The sequence below is a fragment of the Stenotrophomonas hibiscicola ATCC 19867 genome (assembly GCF_000382065.1).
Classification (GTDB): Bacteria; Pseudomonadota; Gammaproteobacteria; order Xanthomonadales; family Xanthomonadaceae; genus Stenotrophomonas; species Stenotrophomonas hibiscicola.
Genome location: NZ_KB907502.1, coordinates 211,671 through 229,582, shown reverse-complemented (window position 1 = coordinate 229,582; position 17,912 = coordinate 211,671). Strand labels below are relative to the sequence as shown.

At 66.8% G+C, this 17,912-nt stretch carries 12 protein-coding genes and 1 pseudogene; 3 read left to right on the top strand and 10 right to left on the bottom strand.

Annotated features, from left to right (window positions below):
- Positions 1-21 precede the first annotated feature (21 nt).
- A pseudogene (locus tag G370_RS01000000120870) lies at positions 22-1,967 on the top strand (EAL domain-containing protein).
- Here G370_RS01000000120870 and G370_RS0115120 read toward each other — a convergent pair.
- Positions 1,964-2,575, bottom strand: coding sequence for a TetR/AcrR family transcriptional regulator (locus G370_RS0115120; protein ID WP_019661352.1), 612 nt, complete (start codon positions 2,573-2,575; stop codon positions 1,964-1,966). The pseudogene G370_RS01000000120870 and the gene G370_RS0115120 sit on opposite strands and share 4 nt — an antisense overlap.
- A 104-nt stretch (positions 2,576-2,679) precedes the next feature.
- On the opposite strand from G370_RS0115120, the gene G370_RS0115115 reads away from it, so the two are divergent.
- The gene (locus G370_RS0115115; protein ID WP_019661351.1) at positions 2,680-3,756 is read left to right on the top strand and encodes an MBL fold metallo-hydrolase; all 1,077 of its coding nucleotides are present in this window, start codon (positions 2,680-2,682) and stop codon (positions 3,754-3,756) included.
- Between the two features lie 165 nt (positions 3,757-3,921).
- Positions 3,922-7,041: a discoidin domain-containing protein gene (locus G370_RS0115110; RefSeq protein ID WP_019661350.1), complete on the top strand. Its 3,120-nt coding sequence runs from the start codon at positions 3,922-3,924 to the stop codon at positions 7,039-7,041.
- 59 nt (positions 7,042-7,100) lie between these two features.
- On the opposite strand, the gene G370_RS0115105 is transcribed toward G370_RS0115110, so the two are convergent.
- From G370_RS0115105 to G370_RS0115060, 9 genes are all read right to left on the bottom strand, one after another.
- Positions 7,101-8,078 (bottom strand): ABC transporter substrate-binding protein, encoded by a 978-nt coding sequence (locus G370_RS0115105; RefSeq protein WP_019338456.1) that lies wholly within the window; start codon positions 8,076-8,078, stop codon positions 7,101-7,103.
- Between the two features lie 16 nt (positions 8,079-8,094).
- Positions 8,095-9,840: an amino acid ABC transporter permease/ATP-binding protein gene (locus G370_RS1000000122000; protein ID WP_019661349.1), complete on the bottom strand. Its 1,746-nt coding sequence runs from the start codon at positions 9,838-9,840 to the stop codon at positions 8,095-8,097.
- Positions 9,837-10,388 carry a GNAT family N-acetyltransferase gene (locus G370_RS0115090; RefSeq protein WP_019661348.1) on the bottom strand — a complete coding sequence of 184 codons (552 nt, stop codon included), beginning with the start codon at positions 10,386-10,388 and terminating at the stop codon, positions 9,837-9,839. Before G370_RS0115090 ends, G370_RS1000000122000 begins: the two co-directional genes overlap by 4 nt.
- Positions 10,385-11,605: a M20 aminoacylase family protein gene (locus G370_RS0115085; RefSeq protein ID WP_019661347.1), complete on the bottom strand. Its 1,221-nt coding sequence runs from the start codon at positions 11,603-11,605 to the stop codon at positions 10,385-10,387. The genes G370_RS0115090 and G370_RS0115085 overlap by 4 nt, the downstream gene beginning before the upstream one ends.
- Before the next feature lie 4 nt (positions 11,606-11,609).
- Positions 11,610-12,953 carry an LLM class flavin-dependent oxidoreductase gene (locus G370_RS0115080; protein WP_019661346.1) on the bottom strand — a complete coding sequence of 448 codons (1,344 nt, stop codon included), beginning with the start codon at positions 12,951-12,953 and terminating at the stop codon, positions 11,610-11,612.
- 18 nt (positions 12,954-12,971) lie between these two features.
- A complete protein-coding gene (locus tag G370_RS0115075; RefSeq protein WP_019661345.1) occupies positions 12,972-13,949 on the bottom strand; it encodes an MsnO8 family LLM class oxidoreductase in 978 nt (325 codons plus the stop codon).
- Between the two features lie 14 nt (positions 13,950-13,963).
- A complete protein-coding gene (locus G370_RS0115070; RefSeq protein ID WP_010484654.1) occupies positions 13,964-14,326 on the bottom strand; it encodes a DUF3088 family protein in 363 nt (120 codons plus the stop codon).
- Positions 14,327-14,483: 157 nt separating this feature from the next.
- On the bottom strand, positions 14,484-15,065 hold the full coding sequence (gene msuE, locus G370_RS0115065) for an FMN reductase (RefSeq protein ID WP_019661344.1): 582 nt from the start codon (positions 15,063-15,065) through the stop codon (positions 14,484-14,486).
- Positions 15,066-15,146: 81 nt separating this feature from the next.
- A complete protein-coding gene (locus G370_RS0115060) occupies positions 15,147-17,723 on the bottom strand; it encodes a TonB-dependent receptor plug domain-containing protein (RefSeq protein WP_019661343.1) in 2,577 nt (858 codons plus the stop codon).
- Positions 17,724-17,912: the final 189 nt, after the last annotated feature.

Sequence of the window (17,912 nt, the reverse complement as noted above, 5' to 3'; positions counted from 1 at the left end):
TCGGTCACAGGCGGGAATGCTATGGATGCGCTGTCACGGGTCTCGGCCCAGGTCCTGGACGGTTCCCTGCCCAGCCTGCCGCTGTACCTGCTGCAGGCCACCGCAGTGATCGGCATGATCGGGGTGCTGCTGATCGCCACCCGCCGTGCCGGCCATGCCATTGAAGGCCGCCGCCTGTATGTGGGCGTGGCACTGGGCCTGATCTACCTGTTCAATTCCTGGTTCGTGGCCCGTTACACCCAGGGCGTGGTCAAGCTGCACCTCGGCTTCGACATTCTGCTGGTCAGCGGCCTGCTCGGCGGCTGGCGCGGTGGCCTGGTGTGCCTGGGCGCCAGCCTGCTGGCCCGCTACCAGTTCGCCGGCACCCAGTACTTCCTGCCTGCCGGCCTCGAGGCCACGCTGCAGATGCTGGCCGGCGTCTGGCTGCGCAGGCGCCTGCACCCACGCATGCTCAATGAACTCTCGCCGCGCATGATCCTGCAGGCCTGGGGCGTGCGTATCGTCGTCACTGCGTTGGGCCTGGCACTGGGCGTCGCAATCATCGGCGCCAATCAGCTACCCGTGGAGGAGTTGGCATCCAGCGCCTGCTGGCACTGCCATTATCGCTGCTGATGCTGGGCGCGGTGTTCGCACTGGTTTACAACGATGCGCAGATCGATGCACAGCGTCAGCGCGAACACGCCTGGCTGCGCATCGATCCGATCAGTGGCCTGCCCAACATGCGTGCGCTCGGCGAACGCCTGCAGCATTACTGGCGCGACAACGACGGTATCGGCAAGGCCTGCCTGATCGTGGCCGAGATGGGCAACCTGCGCGACCTGCGCCTGCGCTACGGTCCGCTGCAGGACAACGGCCTGTGGCAGCGCGACAGCACCGAAGAGGTGCATCGGCTGCTGCCCTCGCTGCCGGCCGGCCAGCTGGAGATCTACCAGTTCGGCGATGCCGCGCTGGCGATCCTGGTGCGCGACCTGACCTTGTCCGAACTGCGCACGCAACCGCAGATCACCGAGCTGGCCAGCAACCTGGCCGATCAGGTCGGCCGCGATTGGCCCGGCTTCCGGCCGCTGTTCCGCTGCGCGGTAGTCGAACTGAAGCCACCGGGCGCGGCAGACGATGGCCACCTGCCCTTCCGGGCAATCACCGTGGCGCTGAGTGCGATCGAATCCGGCGTCGTGTTCTTCGACGACACGATCCAGCGCGACAGCGAGATCGACGCCCTGATTGAAGTCGCCCTTGATCGCTGGCTGCAGCAGGGCGACGCCCCGCTGTGCTACCAGCCCAAGCATCGCCTGCAGGATCGCCAGCTGGTCGGCGCCGAAGCACTGCTGCGCATGCGCGACGGCGAGGGTCGGCTGATCGCGCCGATGCGGGTGATCTCGCTGCTGCGCCGGCAGGGGCGGCTGGCTGAACTGGAATGGGCCACGCTGCAGTCGGCCATCCACTTCCTGCAGCAGTGCCGACGCGATGGCACGCAGCTGAAAATCGCCGTGAATGTTTCGGCCGAGTCACTGCGCCTGCCCGGCTTCGGCCTGCGCCTGCAGGAACTGCTGCAGCTGCACGATGTGCCCGGCGTGATGCTGCGCCTGGAGATCGTCGAATGGACCGAGATCGTCGAGCGCGACGTGGTCGATGCCAACATCGCACAGCTGCTGGCGGCGGAGGTCACGTTGTCACTGGATGATTTCGGCGCTGGCTATTCAACCCTGATCCTGCTCTCGCAGCTGGCCATCGCCGAGGTCAAGATCGAGCAGGCGCTGATCGCCACACTGTCCGACGCCAAGTCGCAGTCGATCGTGCGCTTCATCGTCGAAGTCGCGCACCGCTGCGGTGCCATCGTGGTGGCCGAAGGTACCGAGACCCTGGCGCAGGAACAGCAACTGCGCGCACTGGGTGTGGATGTCGGCCAGGGCTATCTGTACTCGGCGGCGCTGCCGGCCGACGAGTTCCGCCGCTTCGCTGCCGGCTAGACCGCGTAGAAACCCAGGAACATCGCCACCGCTGATTCGGCAACGCGTGCACGCTCCTGTGCGCTCAACGGTGCCTGCCCCATCGTCACCTGTGGCCAGAACGCGAAGCTCTTCACCAGCCCGTGCAGCTGGTGGCCGGCAAAGTCCGGATCCACCTCGCGCAGGCGGCCATCGGCAATTGCTGCGCGGATCCAGGCACTCTCGCCACTTTCCTTCTCGCCCATGCGGCAGACGATGGCCTGCGCCCGCTCCGGTGAGTGGATGACCTCGGCCATCGCCACCCGTGCCAGGTCGATGAAGTTGGCATCGCTGAGCAGTTCCAGCTTCTGGCCCAGCAACTGCAGCAGCTGCGCCTGCAACGGCTGGTCCGCGCGATACGGCAGTGCGTCGCTGGCCACGCTGCGTTCCCACAACTCCTCCAGGATCATCGAAAACAACGCTTCCTTGCTCGGGAAATGGTTGTAGACGGTGCGCTTGGAGACCCCCGCCGCCTCTGCAATGCGGTCCATGCTGGTCGCCTCGTAGCCCGATGCACGGAACTCCTCCACCGCCGCGCGCACGATGGCATCGCGTTTACGGTCGGTCAGGCGTTGCGGGGCACGGGGCATGGCGGGAACCGGATAACTGAACGGACGCCACCATTTTACACCCATCAGTGTACTTTTGAAAAAGACGAAACTACACTGTGCAGTGTACCCAGCGGACGTCACCCATGAAGCGCCTGCTCCTTGTCCTCCTGCTTGGAATCCTCGCTGTGACCGCCTACACCTTCTGCAAGTCCTGGTCCCTCCCCGACTTCCCCGATTCGCCGCAGTACCGTGATGGCAAGTTCCGCAATGCCCTGCCCCGTCCGGCGATGGGCCTGCGCGACGGTGCGGAGATCTGGTGGACGTTCCTGTTCAACAAGCCCAAGGGCACCGTCCCGGCCCACCCCATTCCGGTGCAGCCGCTGGACCGCGCCACGCTGGACGCCGCACCGGACCGCAGCCTGTTCCGGCTGGGGCACTCCACGATCCTGCTGAAGCTGCGTGGCCAGTACTGGCTGACCGATCCGGTGTTCTCCGAGCGCGCCTCGCCGGTGCAGTGGTTGGGCCCGGCCCGCTTCCATGCGCCACCGATCAGCATCGACGCGCTGCCGCCGATAGCCGGTGTGATCCTCTCGCACAACCACTATGACCATCTCGACCATGCCGCGGTAATGCAGCTGGCCGGCAAGACCGCGCGCTTCATCGCCCCGCTCGGCGTCGGCGATCAGCTGATTGCCTGGGGTGTGGACGCCAGCAAGGTCGAACAGCTGGACTGGTGGCAATCGACCGAGGCCAGCGGCCTGCGCCTGACCGCCACCCCGGGCCAGCACTTCTCCGGCCGCGGCCTGGGCGACAGCGACCGCAGCCTGTGGGCGTCGTGGGTGATCCAGGACGACGACTTCCGCATCTTCTTCAGCGGCGACACCGGCTACTTCGACGGCTTCAAGGCCATCGGCGAGAAGTACGGCCCGTTCGACCTGACCATGATCGAGACCGGCGCCTATGATCCGCGCTGGGCGTTCGTGCACATGCAGCCGGAACAGACGCTGCAGGCGCACCTCGACCTGCGCGGCAAGTGGCTGCTGCCGATCCACAACGGCACCTTCGACCTGGCCCTGCACGCATGGCAGCAGCCGTTCGAGCGCATCACCGCATTGGCGGCCGCAAAGAACGTGCCGGTGGCTACGCCGATGATGGGCGAAGCGCTGGACATGCAGGCGCCGCAGGCGGGTACGCGCTGGTGGGAGACGGTGGAGTTGTAACGTGCGGTGCGCTTGACCTGCCGGAAACCATGTAGAGCCGAGCCATGCTCGGCTGCGTCAACCACAGAAGCGGCCTGCGACGCTGCAGTGCGTCATGTAACCGATTACATCCCTTGCTAGCGTAGCGCTCGCCCGATACCGGCCGAACCTGCGAGGCTGTACGTAATGACATTGCGCGCCGAACGCTACAAGGTCTCCCGCTCAGCCATTCCATGGCGAGCTGCCGCCACCCTGCTGTTGGCCGCCCTCGCCGCTGCCGCACAGGCACAGCCCCTTCCCCCGCGCAGCCAATGGCAGGCCAGCAGTTCCTCGCAGCAGGTGCCAGCGATGGCGATCAGCCACCTGATCGACGGCGACCCGAAGACCGTCACCGGCGGCGCCTTCAGCCCCGGCCACTGGTTCCAGATCGATCTGGGCACGCCAACCCGGCTGGCTGGTGCACGACTCACCTGGGATGTCTCCAACCCGGAAGGGTATTCACTGCAGACCTCAATGGATGGTAAGCAGTGGCAGACCGCGTACACGATGGCCGATTCACTGGGCGATGTGGAAACGCTGTACTTCGCGCCGCGGCAGGCGCGCTATCTACGACTGGCCAGTCCGCAGCGCACCTCCGACTGGGGTGTGTCGATCTTCGAGATGGAGCCGCTGGACAGCACACTCAGCGCACGCATCGCCGATGTCGATGCAACACAGGCAGCCGCGCTCTGGCAAGGCGGCGGCACCATTGCGGTTCCGACCGGAAAAGGTGGATCCCATGCGCTCGAGATCACGCTGCCGCAGGCTCAATCCTCGGCTGGCCTGGTGGTCGACTGGGCCGATGGCGCGCGCGGCGCTGCACGACTGCAGGCGCAGGATGCACAGGGCCGCTGGCAGGACGTCGCACACGATGCACAGGCGGCCAATCATCGGCAAAGCTGGCTGGCTGCTGACACGGCACAACCCCTGCGTGCGTTCCGGCTGAGCGTGGACGGCCCCGCACCGCAGGTCGCGCGACTGCGCCTGCTCGGGCCAAAGGCGGTAATGACGCCGATGAAGCGATACCAGATCACCGCCAGCGGCGCTCAGCGCGCGTTGTTCCCGGCATCGCTGCAGATGCAGCAGACCTACTGGACCGCCGTCGGTGTGCACGCAGGACGACAGAAATCGATCTTCGACGAATACGGCAATCTGGAAGCCTTCAAGGGCGCGCCGCTGGTGCAGCCGATCTGGCGTGGCGCTGACGGGCGTGCCGCTGGCGCGGCAGGACAGCCGATACAGCACGCGTTGCGGGATGGCTGGAAGCCGATGCCCTCCGCCATCTGGTCACCGCAGCCCGGCCTGGAGCTGCGCAGCGAGGTATTCGCCATCGAGCGCGACGGCCAGCCGGTAACGTTCTTGCGGCATCGCCTGCACAACACGGGCAGCGCCAGGATCGAAGGCACGCTCAGCCTGGTCGTGCGCCCGATGCAGATGAATCCGCCGTGGCAGAACGGCGGGCTGTCACCGATCCGCGATGTGACCATCGATGGGCAGGCGGTGCGCATCAATGGACGCACGCTGCTGCAGTCGCTCACGCCGGTGGCTGCGTCCGGCGCGGCGCCGTTCGGCAAGGATGGCGCAACGGAAATCACCGCGACCCTCGCTGCCGGCCAGCTGCCCTCCACGCAACAGGCGCGCGACGACGAGGGTCTTGCCTCGGCTGCGTTGAACTACCGCGTCTCGTTGGCGCCGGGAACCAGTGATGCCGTCGTGGTCGCGTTCCCGTTGGGCACCGCCCCCGCCGATGCCAATGGCGTGTTGCCCCAAGCGCCTGCGCTGGATCTGACCACGCTGCCCCGCGATGCCAATGCGGCGTTTGATTCACTGGCCACGCAGGCCTCCGCCGACTGGCAGGCACGGCTGGGCCGGGTCGGCCTGCGCCTGCCCGATCCCTCACTGGTCGACATGCTGCGCGCGCAGGCCGCCTACATGCTGATCAACCAGACCGGCCCGGCGATGCAACCCGGCCCGCGCAACTACAACCGTTCCTTCATCCGCGACGGCATGGCCACCTCGGCGGTGCTGCTGCGCATGGGCGAAGCCAAGGTCGCGCGCGACTACCTGGCCTGGTACAGCGAACACGGCGTGCATGCCAACGGCCTGGTCTCGCCTATCCTCAACGACGATGGCAGCGTCAACACCGGCTTTGGTTCGGACATCGAATACGACAGCCAGGGCCAGTACGTGGCGCTGGTGGCCGATGTCGCGCGCCTCGATGGCGGACCCGAATCGGTACGCGCCTATCTGCCGAAAGTGAAGGCAGCGCTGCGCTTCCTGCAGGAACTGCGCGAACGCACGCTGGCGCCCGGCTACAAGGCCGACCAGCCAGCGCCGGAGCGCTTCGCGGGCATTCTTGCGCCGTCGATCAGCCATGAGGGTTATCCGTCTCCCACCCACAGCTACTGGGACGACTATTGGGGCCTGAAGGGCTGGCACGACGGCGCGTGGCTGGCCGAATCGCTGGGCGACCACGAGACCGCAGCGTGGGCACGCGAACAGTACAAACTGCTTTACGACGCGCTGCATGCCTCGATCCGGGCGACGATGGCGTGGAAGGGCATCGACTTCATTCCCTCCTCGGCCGACCTGGGCGATGGCGATCCCACCGGCGTTTCGATCGCACTGGACCCGACCGGCGCACAGAGCGTGTTGCCCGCCGAGGCGCTGCGGACCACCTTCGCGCGCTACCTGGAGGACGTCCGCAAGCGCAGCCAGCCCGGTGCGCTGTACGCGTACACACCGTACGAGATCCGCAATGTGCTGAGCTATGTGCACCTGGGCCAGCCGCAGGTGGCCGATGAGCTGCTGCAGGGACTGCTGCATGATCGGCGCCCGCTTGAGTGGCAGGTGCTGGCTGAGGTCGTGCACTCACGCCTGCGTTTTCCGCGTTACCTGGGCGACATGCCGCATACCTGGATTGGTGCCGAGTACGGCCGCACGCTGTTCGGCATGCTGATGCGCGAGGACGATGATGCCCTCTCACTGCTGCCGGGCACGCCACCGTCTTGGGTGGCTGGCGATGGGTTGGCGGTCGAACGCCTGCCGACAGCGTATGGCACGTTGCAGATGCAGGCGCGGCAACGCGACGGGGTGCTGACGGTGGCGCTTGGTGAGGGGCTGCGCAGCGGGACGGCGGTGAAGGTCTGGTGGCCGGAGCGCACCATGCCGAAGACGGTGCGTGTGGATGGACGTAGCGTTTCCGACTTCGATGCCGAGGGTGTGCGGCTGGTGAAACCGTTCCGGACACTGGAGGCGCGTTGGTAGAGCAGCCGAGCATGGCTCGGCTCTACAAAGACGGAGGTAGCGCCGGGCCACGCCCGGCGTCATTGCAGCGTCGGCAACCCCGGCGGATTGGTCTGCGACTGCGGCACCGCCTCCTCGGCCACATTCCATCGCTTCAGCGCCTGCGCATAGGTGCCGCTGCCGATCTGGGTATTCAGCGCCTGCGTCACCGCGTCGGCCAGGCCGCTGCCCTTACGGGTGGTCACCGAAATCGCCGCAGCGTTCGGCCATCCCCCTGGGAACAGGCCAACACGCCGCACCTTGCCATCGCGTGCCGAATACGCGCCGGTGGCATTGGGCTCGAACGAGACATCGGCGCGGCCGGTGATCACCGCCAAGCGGCCGACCACCGCGTCGTCGAAGTACTGGTACTCCACCGGCTTCAGGCCGGCAGCGATGTTCTGCTGGTCCCACTGGCGCAGGATCTGGTCCTGGTTGGTGCTGGCGCCCACCACCACCTTCAGCCCGGCGACGTCGGCGGGCTTTTCGATCTTCTGTATCGGCCCATCGGCGCGCGTGTAGATGCCCAGCAGGTCGTAGCGATAACTGGAGAAATCGAACTTCTTCTTGCGCTCCTCGGTGACCGTCACATTGGAGAGCACCGCATCGTACTTGCCCGATTCCAGCCCCAGCGGCCAGTCAGGCCAGGCCACCGGTACGATCACCAGCTTCAGGCCCAGCCCATCGGCGATCAGCCGCGCGATGTCCGGCTCGATGCCGACCACGTCCTTGCTGTCGGCACCATAGTCGGCCAGCGGCAGCTGCCCCGGATGAGTGGCCACGGTGAACGTACCGGGGGTGACGAAGCGATAGTCGGCCGGGATCAACGCCTGAGCCTTCGGGTCAAACGTGCCCTTCAGCACGGCCGTGTTCGCACCGGCCAGACTGGTCGCGGCCACGGCGCCGGCATCCGGTGCCTGGCGCACGCGCGAATAGACGATGCCGGCGATGCCGATGACCAGCACGCCCACGATCAACAGGGTGCTGCGCGAGGGGCGACGGGGTGCTGCAGGGCTCATGGTGTTCCTTCCAGGGCTATAGGGTCTTGGCCAGGAAATCGGCGGTGCGTTGCTGGCGCGGGCGCTCGAACAACGCCTCGGGCGTGCCCTGCTCGATCACCCGCCCCTGGTCCATCATCACCACGTGGTCGGCCACGCGGCGGGCGAAACTCAGCTCATGGGTGACGATCACCAGCGTGGTGCCGGAACGGGCCAGCTCCTCGATCACGCTGAGTACTTCAGCCACCAGTTCCGGGTCCAGTGCCGAGGTCGGTTCATCGAACAGCAGCACCTTCGGTTGCAGCGCCAGTGCGCGGGCGATCGCGATGCGCTGCTGCTGGCCACCGGACAGCTGGCGTGGGAAGGCATCGGCCTTGTCGGCCAGGCCGACCCGCTCCAGCAGTGTGCGCGCCTGCTGCTCGGCCTGCGCGCGCGATACACCACGTACCGCGATCGGTGCCTCGATGATGTTCTCCAGCGCGGTCAGATGCGGGAACAGGTTGAAGCCCTGGAACACCATGCCCACCTCGGCACGCCGACGGCGGATCTCGCGCTCGGGAAGTTCGTACAACGTGTCACCCTCGCGGCGGTAACCGATCAGCTGGCCGCCGACATTCACGTAACCACTGTCCGCGCGTTCCAGGTGGTTGATCAACCGCAGCAGCGTGGATTTCCCGGCACCGGACGGGCCGATCAGCACCGTCACGCTGCCGGCGCGCAGGTCCAGGCTCACGTCTTCCAGCACCGGCTGATCGCCGAACACCTTGCCCACGCCATGCAGCGATATCGCCGCACCCTCGCCCGCTTCCACCTGGGTGGCGATGCGCGGGCGGTTGGCCACGCGCGGCGCAGCATCACTGGATGTCCGCACCGGTGACGACACCCGCGACACCGAGCGCTCGCGCTGCAGCTGGCCGCGCGCGAAGCGCTGTTCCACGCGCCGCTGCAGCAGTGAAAGTACGGTCAGGATCACCAGGTACCAGACCGTGGCCACCATCAGCAGCGGCACCACTTCCAGGTTGCGCCGATAGATCACCTGTACGGTGTAGAACAGCTCCGGCAGCGCCAGCACGTAGACCACCGAGGTGCTCTTGGCGAGGCCGATCACATCGTTGAACGCCGCCGGCAGGATCGAACGCATCGCCTGCGGCAGGATGATGCGGCGCACCTGGCGGCCACGCGGCAGGCCGAGCGCGGCCGCGGCCTCGTACTGGCCGTGGTCAACCGAGAGAATGCCACCGCGGATCACCTCGGCCGAGAACGCTGCCTGGTTCAGGGTCAGGCCCAGCACCGCGGCGGTGAACACACCGATCAGCTGCGTGGTCGGGTACGAGAACAGGCTGATGCCGGTGAACGGCACGCCCAGTTCGATGGTGCTGTACAGATAGCCCAGGTTGTTCAACAGCAACAACAGCACGAGTAGCGGAATCGAGCGGAACAACCACACATAGCCCCACGACACCGCCGACAGCAGCGGCGAGCCGGAGACGCGTGCCAGCGCGAGCAGCGTACCCAGCACGAAGCCGAGGCCGGTACCGAGCGCGGTCAGCAGTAGCGTGCGACCCAGGCCTTCCAGCACCGGGCGTGCGAAGAACCACTCGGCGAAGGTGCCCCAGCCCCAGCGCGGATTGCCCAGCACGGACTGCAGCCCGATCAGGATCAGCGCCAGTGCCAGCACCGTGCCGAACACCTGCAGCGGATGCCGGGCCGGCACGATCTTCAGTGCCGGTCCGGGCGCCGGACGAGCGGCGATGCCCTCCAGCGCGGTCGACGGTGTGCTCATGCGTGGGCTCCGTGCAGCGGTACCTGTGCAGGGGTAACGACAGGCGTCGTCGCCCGCAGGTGCTTCTCGAACGGCAGATGCGCAACCGTTTCCGGGTCGGCCTCCAGATCGAACAACGCGGTGTAGCCGTGGCTCAGGTACAGGCCAACAGCTTCAGGCTGGCGGAAGCCGGTCGTCAGGAACACCCTCCGGTACCCTTGCCGCGCCGCCTGCTCTTCCAGCTCCTGCAGCACGCGCCGCGCAATGCCCTGGCGACGCAGCCCGGGCAGTGTCCAGATGCGCTTGAATTCGGCGGTATCCGGATCGCGGTGCGGCATGAACGCACCGCCGGAAATCGCCACCCCGTCGCGCAGCAGCAGCACGAAGGCGCCCACCGGGGCCGCAAAGGCCTGCGCCGGGTAGCGCTGCAGCTCCTCGCGAGCGCTGCCACCGATGCGTCGGCGCACGTCGGCATAGCGGGTGTCGTACTCCTGTTCCAGGCCGTCGAACAGCGGCCGCGCCAGCGGATCATCCACCGAGGTATAGAGGAAGCGTTCGCTGCTGCTCATGCCACGTCCTTCACCAGATAGTCTTCGGCCAGCCGCGCCCACAGGCTGGCGGCGGGGGCAATGGCGGCGTCGTTGAACACATAGCGCGGGCTGTGCAGCGGTGCGCTCTCGCCGTTCCCGACGAACACGAAGCTGCCCGGTCGTGCCTGCAGCAGGAACGCGAAATCCTCGCTGGCCGTGCGCGGTGCGAAGTCGGGCACCACCTGTCCGGCGCCGAAGCCCTGCACGGCCACCTCGCGGATGTAGGCGGTCTGCTGCGGATGGTTGATCACACTGGGGAAGCCGCGCGGGAATTCGATCTCGGCGCGCGCACCGAACGCGGCGGCGGTCTGTTCGGCAATCTCGGTGACCCGGCGCCGCAGGGTATCGCGCACCTCCGGTAGATAGGCGCGCACGGTCAGCTTCAGCTCGACCATGTCCGGAATCACGTTGGCGGCCTGCCCACCGTGGATCGAACCGACGGTCACCACCCCCATCTGCCGCGGATCGACATTGCGCGACACCACGCTCTGCAGCGCAGTGATGATGTGCGCGGCGACCAGAATCGGATCCACGCTGCCCTGTGGTTCGGCGCCATGGCCACCCTTGCCGATCACCTTCAGCCGTGCCCAATCCACCGATGCCATCGCCGGGCCATCGACAAAGCCGAAGTGGCCCACCGGCACGCCCGGCCAGTTGTGCAGCCCATAGATCGCATCCACCGGGAAACGCTCGAACAAGCCATCGGCCATCATCTTCGATGCGCCCGAGCCCGTCTCCTCGGCCGGCTGGAACACCAGCTGCAGGGTGCCGTCGATATTGCCGTGATGGGCCAGATAATGCGCCGCAGACAGCAGGATGGCGGTGTGACCATCATGACCGCAGGCATGCATCAGGCCGTCGGTCTGGCTGGCGTAGGCCAGGCCGGAGTCCTCATGGATCGGCAGTGCGTCGATGTCGGCGCGCAGGCCGAGGCGACGGCTGCCCTGCCCGCGATGCAGCGTGCCGACCACGCCGGTGCCACCGAGGCCGGTGGTCACCTCATAGCCCCATTGCTGCAGCAGCTCGGCCACGCGGGCGCTGGTGCGGTGCTCCTCGAAGGCGAGCTCCGGGTGCTGGTGCAGGTCATGGCGGATCGCGATTGTGGCCTCGGCGCGTGCCGCGATCTCGGGCAATATGCCACTGGTTGGGGAAGTCCGCCGGGCGTGGCCCGGCGCTACCGCGGTTTCTCCGCTCATCGCCTTATCCCGCCTTCCGTGCCGGCTCGGCGTCGGTCGAATAGCGGCTGGCCTTGTACGGCAGACCCAGATGCTCGCGCAGGGTCTGTCCTTCCAGCTCGCGCTGGTGGTAGCCGCGCGCCTGCAGGATCGGCAGCACCTGGGTCACGAAATCGTCCAGGCCCTCGCGCTGCGCGGCGAAGCCGAGAATGAAGCCATCGCTGGCACCGGCATCGAACCAGCGGATCAGCTCATCGGCCACATGCTCCGGTGTGCCGATGAAGTTCGGCCGTGGGCTCACTGCTTCCAGTGCCACCTGGCGCAGGCTCAGGCCCTTCTCACGCGCATCCTGCTTGATGCGGTCGGTGGTGGAACGGAACGAGTTGCTGCCGATGTCACCCAGCTCCGGGAACGGTGCATCCGGATCGTACTGGCTGAAATCGTGGTGATCGAAGAAGCGCCCCAGGTACGCCAGTGCATCCTCCAGCGTGGCCAGTGCGGCAATCGCCTGATACTTGGCTTCGGCTTCCTCGGCGGTGCGGCCGACGATGGGGCCGATGCCCGGAAAGATCTTCACGTCATTGCCGCTGCGGCCGTGCGCGATCGCCGAGTTCTTCACCTTCTGGGTGAATGCACGGGTTTTTTCCAGCGATGGCGAATGGGTGAACACCGCATCGGCGTACTTGCCGGCCAGCGCGATGCCATCGTCAGACGAACCGGCCTGGAAGATTACCGGCTGTCCCTGCGGCGAACGCTGGATGTTGAGCGGGCCTTCCACCTGGAAGAAGCGGCCCTTGTGGTCGAGGCGGCGGAATTTCTCCGGTGCGAAGAAGGTGCCGCTGTCGCGCTCACGCACGAAGGCGTCGTCGTCCCACGAATCCCACAGCCCCTGCACGACGTCCAGGTACTCATCGGCGATCTGGTAGCGCAGCGCGTGATCCGGGTGCGGCCGGCCGTAGTTGCGGCCCGAACCCTCCAGTGGCGAGGTCACCACGTTCCAGCCGGCGCGGCCGCCACTGAGCAAATCCAGTGAAGCGAACTGCCGTGCCACCGTGAACGGATCGCTGTAGGACGTCGACAGCGTGCCCGCCAGGCCGATCTTTTTCGTTGCCGTGGCCAGCGCCGACAGCAGCGAGATCGGCTCGAAGCGGTTGAGGAAATGCGGGATCGACTTCTCGTTGATGTACAGGCCATCGGCCACGAAACCGAAGGCAATGCCGTTGTCCTCGGCGGTGCGCGCAATGTCGATGTAGAACTGCAGGTTGACGCTGGCATCGGCCGGATTGGACGGATGCTTCCAGGCATGCATGTGGCTGCCGGGGCCCTGCAGCATGATGCCGAACGGAATGTGGCGCGGGGTGGTGCTCATGGGAATCGCTCCTGCAGGTCAGGCCACCGCCGCGCGCGGCGCGGGCGACAGCAGTTCAAGGGATGTCAGGCGTGCGTCGAGGTCGGCCACCGGCGCGTCGAGGATGAATTCGCCCACGCCGAAGCGCCGATGCAGCGCATCCAGTTCGTCACGCACGTGCTGCGCATCGCCGGACAGCACGCTCGGACGCGTTTCCTCGATGCGGAAGTCGGCAACGCCCACCTGGCGCGCGTACTCGGCAGCCGCCTCGGGGCTGGGCAGGTTCACCGCCTGCCCGGGACCAAGGTGCAGCTTGTAGACGCGTAGCGCACCGATATGCCGTGCAGCCGCTTCGGCCGTAGGTGCGGCGAAGGCCACCGTGGCCAGCAGCGGGGGCTGCGAGGAGACGCTGCGGTAGGCGTCGAATGCGGCCTCGATGTGCTTCGGATCACCATCGAAGTGCGCGGCGTAGACGAAGCGCCAGCCCAGCTCGGCCGCCTGCTTCGCGCTCTGCGGGCTGGCACCGAGCAGGAAGCGCTCCGGCGCCTGCTGCGGGATCGGGCGCGCCTGCGCTTCGGCGTCGGTACCCGACAGGTAGCCCTCCAGGTCGCGCAGTTGCTGGTCGAAGTCGGCAAACGCCGGCCGCCCTGCTGCCAATGCAGCCGTAGAGGCCGGCAGGCCACCGGGTGCCTTGCCCACGCCCAGATCGACACGCCCCGGCGCCAGCGCCGACAGCAGGTTGAAGTTCTCCGCTACCTTGTACGGCGCATAGTGGCGCAGCATCACCCCGCCGCTGCCGATTCGGATGCGCCGGGTCTGCGCCAGTACCCAGGCCGCGAGCACTTCCGGTGCGGGGCTGGCCAAGGTCGGCGCGGCATGGTGCTCGGCAAACCAGTACCGGTGGTAACCCAGCTGCTCGGCGCGCTGAGCCAGCTGCAGGCTGTTGCGCAGCGCCTGCTCCGGTGAGGCGCCCTCGGCCGCCGGGCTCTTGTCCAATACGCTGATCTGATAGCTCATCGTCGCGTCCTCGCTCAGGGGTGGGCCACGGGAATGCCGAGCAACCCGTTCAGCGCAGCCAGGATCGGTTCGGCACCGGAGATGTACTGGCGGTTCTGGTGCGCACCACTGGCCAGCTCGCTGTGCACGCCCTGCGGCAGCACCAGCTTGGGCAGCGACTGGTCCTGCTCGCCGATCTCGGCGATCACCTCGCGGCGCGGCCGCGCGAAGCCGATGCGGCGCACGTCCAGCTGCGCGTCCAGGCCGTCGATGCTCGACAGCGCCCCTTCCAGCAGCAGGCTGTGCCGACAGAAGAAGCGCTGGCCGGGAATCTGTCCGTCCTCGAACTCGCGGTCGAGCAGGAACAGGATGGGCTTATCGGTTGCGTCCAGACTCACGGGGTCGTCCTCATCGGGGGGCGGCAATGCGATGCCGCTTCGATATCGATGCTAGAGATGACCGCGACCGCGACAGCGATGCCAGGCGACAATCGGCGGTCAGATTCGGCCACGCAGATGCGCCTTGGCCATAAGCAAAGCGCCGCCGGTTATGCCCTCAGGCGATGCGTCGCAGCGGCGCCGCTACCGCCAGCGACTGCGTGGCCAGATGTCCGGCCGCACGCTCGGTCGCCAGCGCGATGCGAGCCTGCAAGGCCACACTGGTGATGTGCTCACCCTCGAAGTCGGCCGGCGTGGCGTACACCCCGATCGGCAGCGTGTGCGCCTGCAGGAAACTGAACAACGGCCGCAGCTGGTGATCGATCACCAGCGCATGGCGCTCACTGCCACCGGTTGCCGCGAGCAGTACCGGCGTATCCACCAGCGCTTCCAGGCCGATGAAGTCGACCAGATGCTTGAACAGCCCCGGATACGATCCCCGATAGACCGGCGCAGCCACTACCAGCAGCCCGGCCGCCTCGATCGTCTGCAGCGCCTGCTCCACGGCGGGCTCCACTTCGTCGCGCGACAACGACTGCCCCAGCGAACGCGCGATCGGTGCCAGCTCCACCAGATCCACACTGGCATGCACCCGCTGCTGCAGCGACGCCAGCAGGTACCGCACCAACAGCAACGTGCGCGACGTCGCCGAACTGGTCGGCGACCCCACCACTGCAACCACCCTCAATGCAGAAGACATGAACTGCTCCTCGATGATGCCGAACTACCGCCGGCCGCCTTTCGCCTTGTGTAGAGCCGAGCCATGCTCGGCTGCTCCACCTCAGAACCGGTAATTGATCCGCCCGTACCAGAACGCCCCGATGCGGCTCAGCACGTCGCCCGAATCCCAGGTCGTCTCGATGCTCGCCACATCGGTGGCACTGCGCGCGTACTCCGGCACCTTGCGGGTGCGCTTGTCGAACACGTTGTTAATGCCCAGCGCCGCACTCCAGCCCGCACCCAGTTCCACGCCACCGGAGAGATTGGTCACCAGCACCGGCGGCTGTTTGTACTCCACGCCGTTGTTCAGGCGCTTGATCGGGCCGTAGTAGGTGAAGTCGACGTTCGAGCGCCAGCGCCCGTTCTGCCAGCCCAACCCCGCCACCTGCGTGTAGCTGGGCGTACGGAAGCGCAGCGCGTACTCGCTGGTCCTGGTCAACAGGTTGATGTTCGGCAGCCCCTGCAGCGCCGCCGGAATGTCGCTGACCTTCTGGATGGTGGTACGCCCCACGTTGGCCGCATAGCTCCAGCGCAGCTTGCCCCACGCGGTTTCCTGGTTGGCCTCCAGGGTCAGCTCGACACCGCGTGTGCGGGTATTGCCCACGTTGGTGAAGTAGCTGGCGTAGAACGCATCACCCGGCAGGATGCTGATGCCGGCCGAGCCCAGCAGCGCATCGATGGTGTTCTTCTGCGCTGCGCTCAGCACCGTGCCGCTGTTGTCGGTGATGCGCGCCGGATCCTGTGCGTTGTAGCCGATCTGGCTGGACTGCCCAAGCTGGCCACGGATATCGATCTGGTACGCATCCACGGCCAGGTGGAACGCCGGGCTCGGGTCCCAGGTCACGCCCAGGCTGTAGTTGGTGGCTTTCTCGGGCTTCAGCGGCGTGGCACCCAGTGCGATCCCCGCCGGCGAAGACACCTGCGCAACCAGCGTGGTGCCGCAGGGGCAGCTGCCCGTGGCCTGGTAGAACTGCGCGCCCAGGCTGGGTGCATGGAAACCGTTGCTGACCGTCGCGCGCACGCCCAGCGCATCGGTGACGTCGAAGCGCGTGGTCAAGCGCCCGGTGGACACGCTGCCGAAGTCGGAATGGTCTTCCCAGCGCGCGGCGGCATCCAGGTACCAGCGCGAGGTGATGTTGGTGGCCGCGCCCACATAGACCGCCTTGCTGTTGCGGGTAGCCTTCACCGCATCGGCAGTCGAATAGCCGACGAACGCCGCAGCACCAAAGCCGGTATACGACTCCCACTGCCCGGCCCCGCGTTCGTACTTTTCGTGCTGGTATTCGGCGCCCGCGCTCACTTCCAGCGGCGAGGCGAATGCCGCCACCTCGAAGCCACGGCGCAGATCGAGGTTGGCGATACCCTGCTGGTAGTCCAGCTTGCCGTCGTAGAAATCGGTGGGCGAGCCGGGGTACTGCAGCGAGTAGTTCACCGAGTTGCGCGTATAGGTGCGCACCGTGCTGCGGTTGCCGGTAAGGCTGGCGTCGTAGTCCCAGCCTGCGATCTGGCCTTTCACGCCCGCGGTGCCGGTGTACTGCTTCTCCTTGGTTTCCAGCACCGGCAGGAAGCCATCGGGAAACACGCTCAGCACGCCTGGAGCCTTGTAAGTGGTGAAGATGGTCGCCGGCAGGCGGAAGTTCTGGATCGCCTGCGCGGTGCGGTCGCTGGCGGTGGCATTGGCGTAGAACTGCGCGCTGTCGCCCAGGCCATGGCCCACGTTCACCGCGAAGGCCTTCAGCGCATACGACGGCGCGCTGAGGATGGTATTGGCCTCGGCGTTGCGGCTGGCTTCGGCCGGGTTCGGCGTTGCACCGGCCGGCAGCCGGTTGTTCGGACGCAGCGCCACCAGATTGCCGCTACCATCCACCGCCGGGTAGCTCAGATAGCCATCGATGTAGCGGCGGGTACGGATCGCGTGGTGCTGCCGCGTGGTCTCGCCGGACAGGTTGACGAAGCCATCGGCACCCCACGGCAGGCCCACGTTGGCACGCACGCTGGTTCGCGAGCCATCGCCATCAATGCTCTGCCCGCTTTCCACGGCGAGCTCGCCACCGTGCGCCTGCGACTTCAGGATCACGTTGACCACACCGGTAATCGCATCGGAGCCATAGATGGCAGACGCACCATCGCGCAGCACTTCCACGTGATCGATGGCCGACACCGGAATCAACGCCAGGTCCGCCCACGCATGGCCTGGGAAGCCGCCCCCATTGGCACCGCTCACATAGGCACTGGCATTGCGGCGCTTGCCGTTCACCAGCACCAGCGTGTAGCCCGGCGACAGGTTGCGCAGCTGGTAGCCACGGATCAGGCTTTCCTGGTCGCTCTGGTAGCCACCGATCTGGCTCAGCGACGGCAGCGCACGCTGCAACGCTTCCAGCAGGTTGCCCTGCCCGGTAGCGGCAAGGTCCTCGGCAGAGATCACATCGATGGGCGTGGAGCTGTTCTTCACCGTGCGCGTGCTGGTGCGCGAACCGGTCACTACCACTGCATCCAGCGTGGACGCTGCCACGTTGGCTGTCGCGGCGGTGGCGGCAGGATCGGCATCGGCTTCGGCCGCATGGGTGGGCGACGCGGCGAGGATAGCAGTGATCAGAACCGCGAGAGTGCTCAGGACAGGGGTGTGGGCGGCAGGCATGGGGGCTCGTGGGGGTGGGCCGGAAACACGCTTCCATTCAAGGGCCTGTTCACCCACGGCAACAGGCGGGATCGCGTCACCCAGCCGTAACATCCGGCCACCCACATGACCGCTGGTAATGACGTTAGGCCGCAGCACCGGTGCCCTGCATTCTGTAGAGCCGAGCCCACGCTCGGCTGCTCCTCGCGA

Excerpts from the sequence above, each read along its gene's own strand:
- G370_RS0115115 (WP_019661351.1), top strand. The coding sequence starts at position 2,680 with ATGAAGCGCCTGCTCCTTGTCCTCCTGCTTGGAATCCTCGCTGTGACC.
- G370_RS0115060 (WP_019661343.1), bottom strand. The coding sequence starts at position 17,723 with ATGCCTGCCGCCCACACCCCTGTCCTGAGCACTCTCGCGGTTCTGATC.
- G370_RS0115085 (WP_019661347.1), bottom strand. The coding sequence starts at position 11,605 with ATGAGCGGAGAAACCGCGGTAGCGCCGGGCCACGCCCGGCGGACTTCC.
- G370_RS0115075 (WP_019661345.1), bottom strand. The coding sequence starts at position 13,949 with ATGAGCTATCAGATCAGCGTATTGGACAAGAGCCCGGCGGCCGAGGGC.
- G370_RS0115120 (WP_019661352.1), bottom strand. The coding sequence starts at position 2,575 with ATGCCCCGTGCCCCGCAACGCCTGACCGACCGTAAACGCGATGCCATC.
- G370_RS0115105 (WP_019338456.1), bottom strand. The coding sequence starts at position 8,078 with ATGAGCCCTGCAGCACCCCGTCGCCCCTCGCGCAGCACCCTGTTGATC.
- G370_RS0115080 (WP_019661346.1), bottom strand. The coding sequence starts at position 12,953 with ATGAGCACCACCCCGCGCCACATTCCGTTCGGCATCATGCTGCAGGGC.
- msuE (WP_019661344.1), bottom strand. The coding sequence starts at position 15,065 with ATGTCTTCTGCATTGAGGGTGGTTGCAGTGGTGGGGTCGCCGACCAGT.
- G370_RS0115090 (WP_019661348.1), bottom strand. The coding sequence starts at position 10,388 with ATGAGCAGCAGCGAACGCTTCCTCTATACCTCGGTGGATGATCCGCTG.
- G370_RS1000000122000 (WP_019661349.1), bottom strand. The coding sequence starts at position 9,840 with ATGAGCACACCGTCGACCGCGCTGGAGGGCATCGCCGCTCGTCCGGCG.
- G370_RS0115110 (WP_019661350.1), top strand. The coding sequence starts at position 3,922 with ATGACATTGCGCGCCGAACGCTACAAGGTCTCCCGCTCAGCCATTCCA.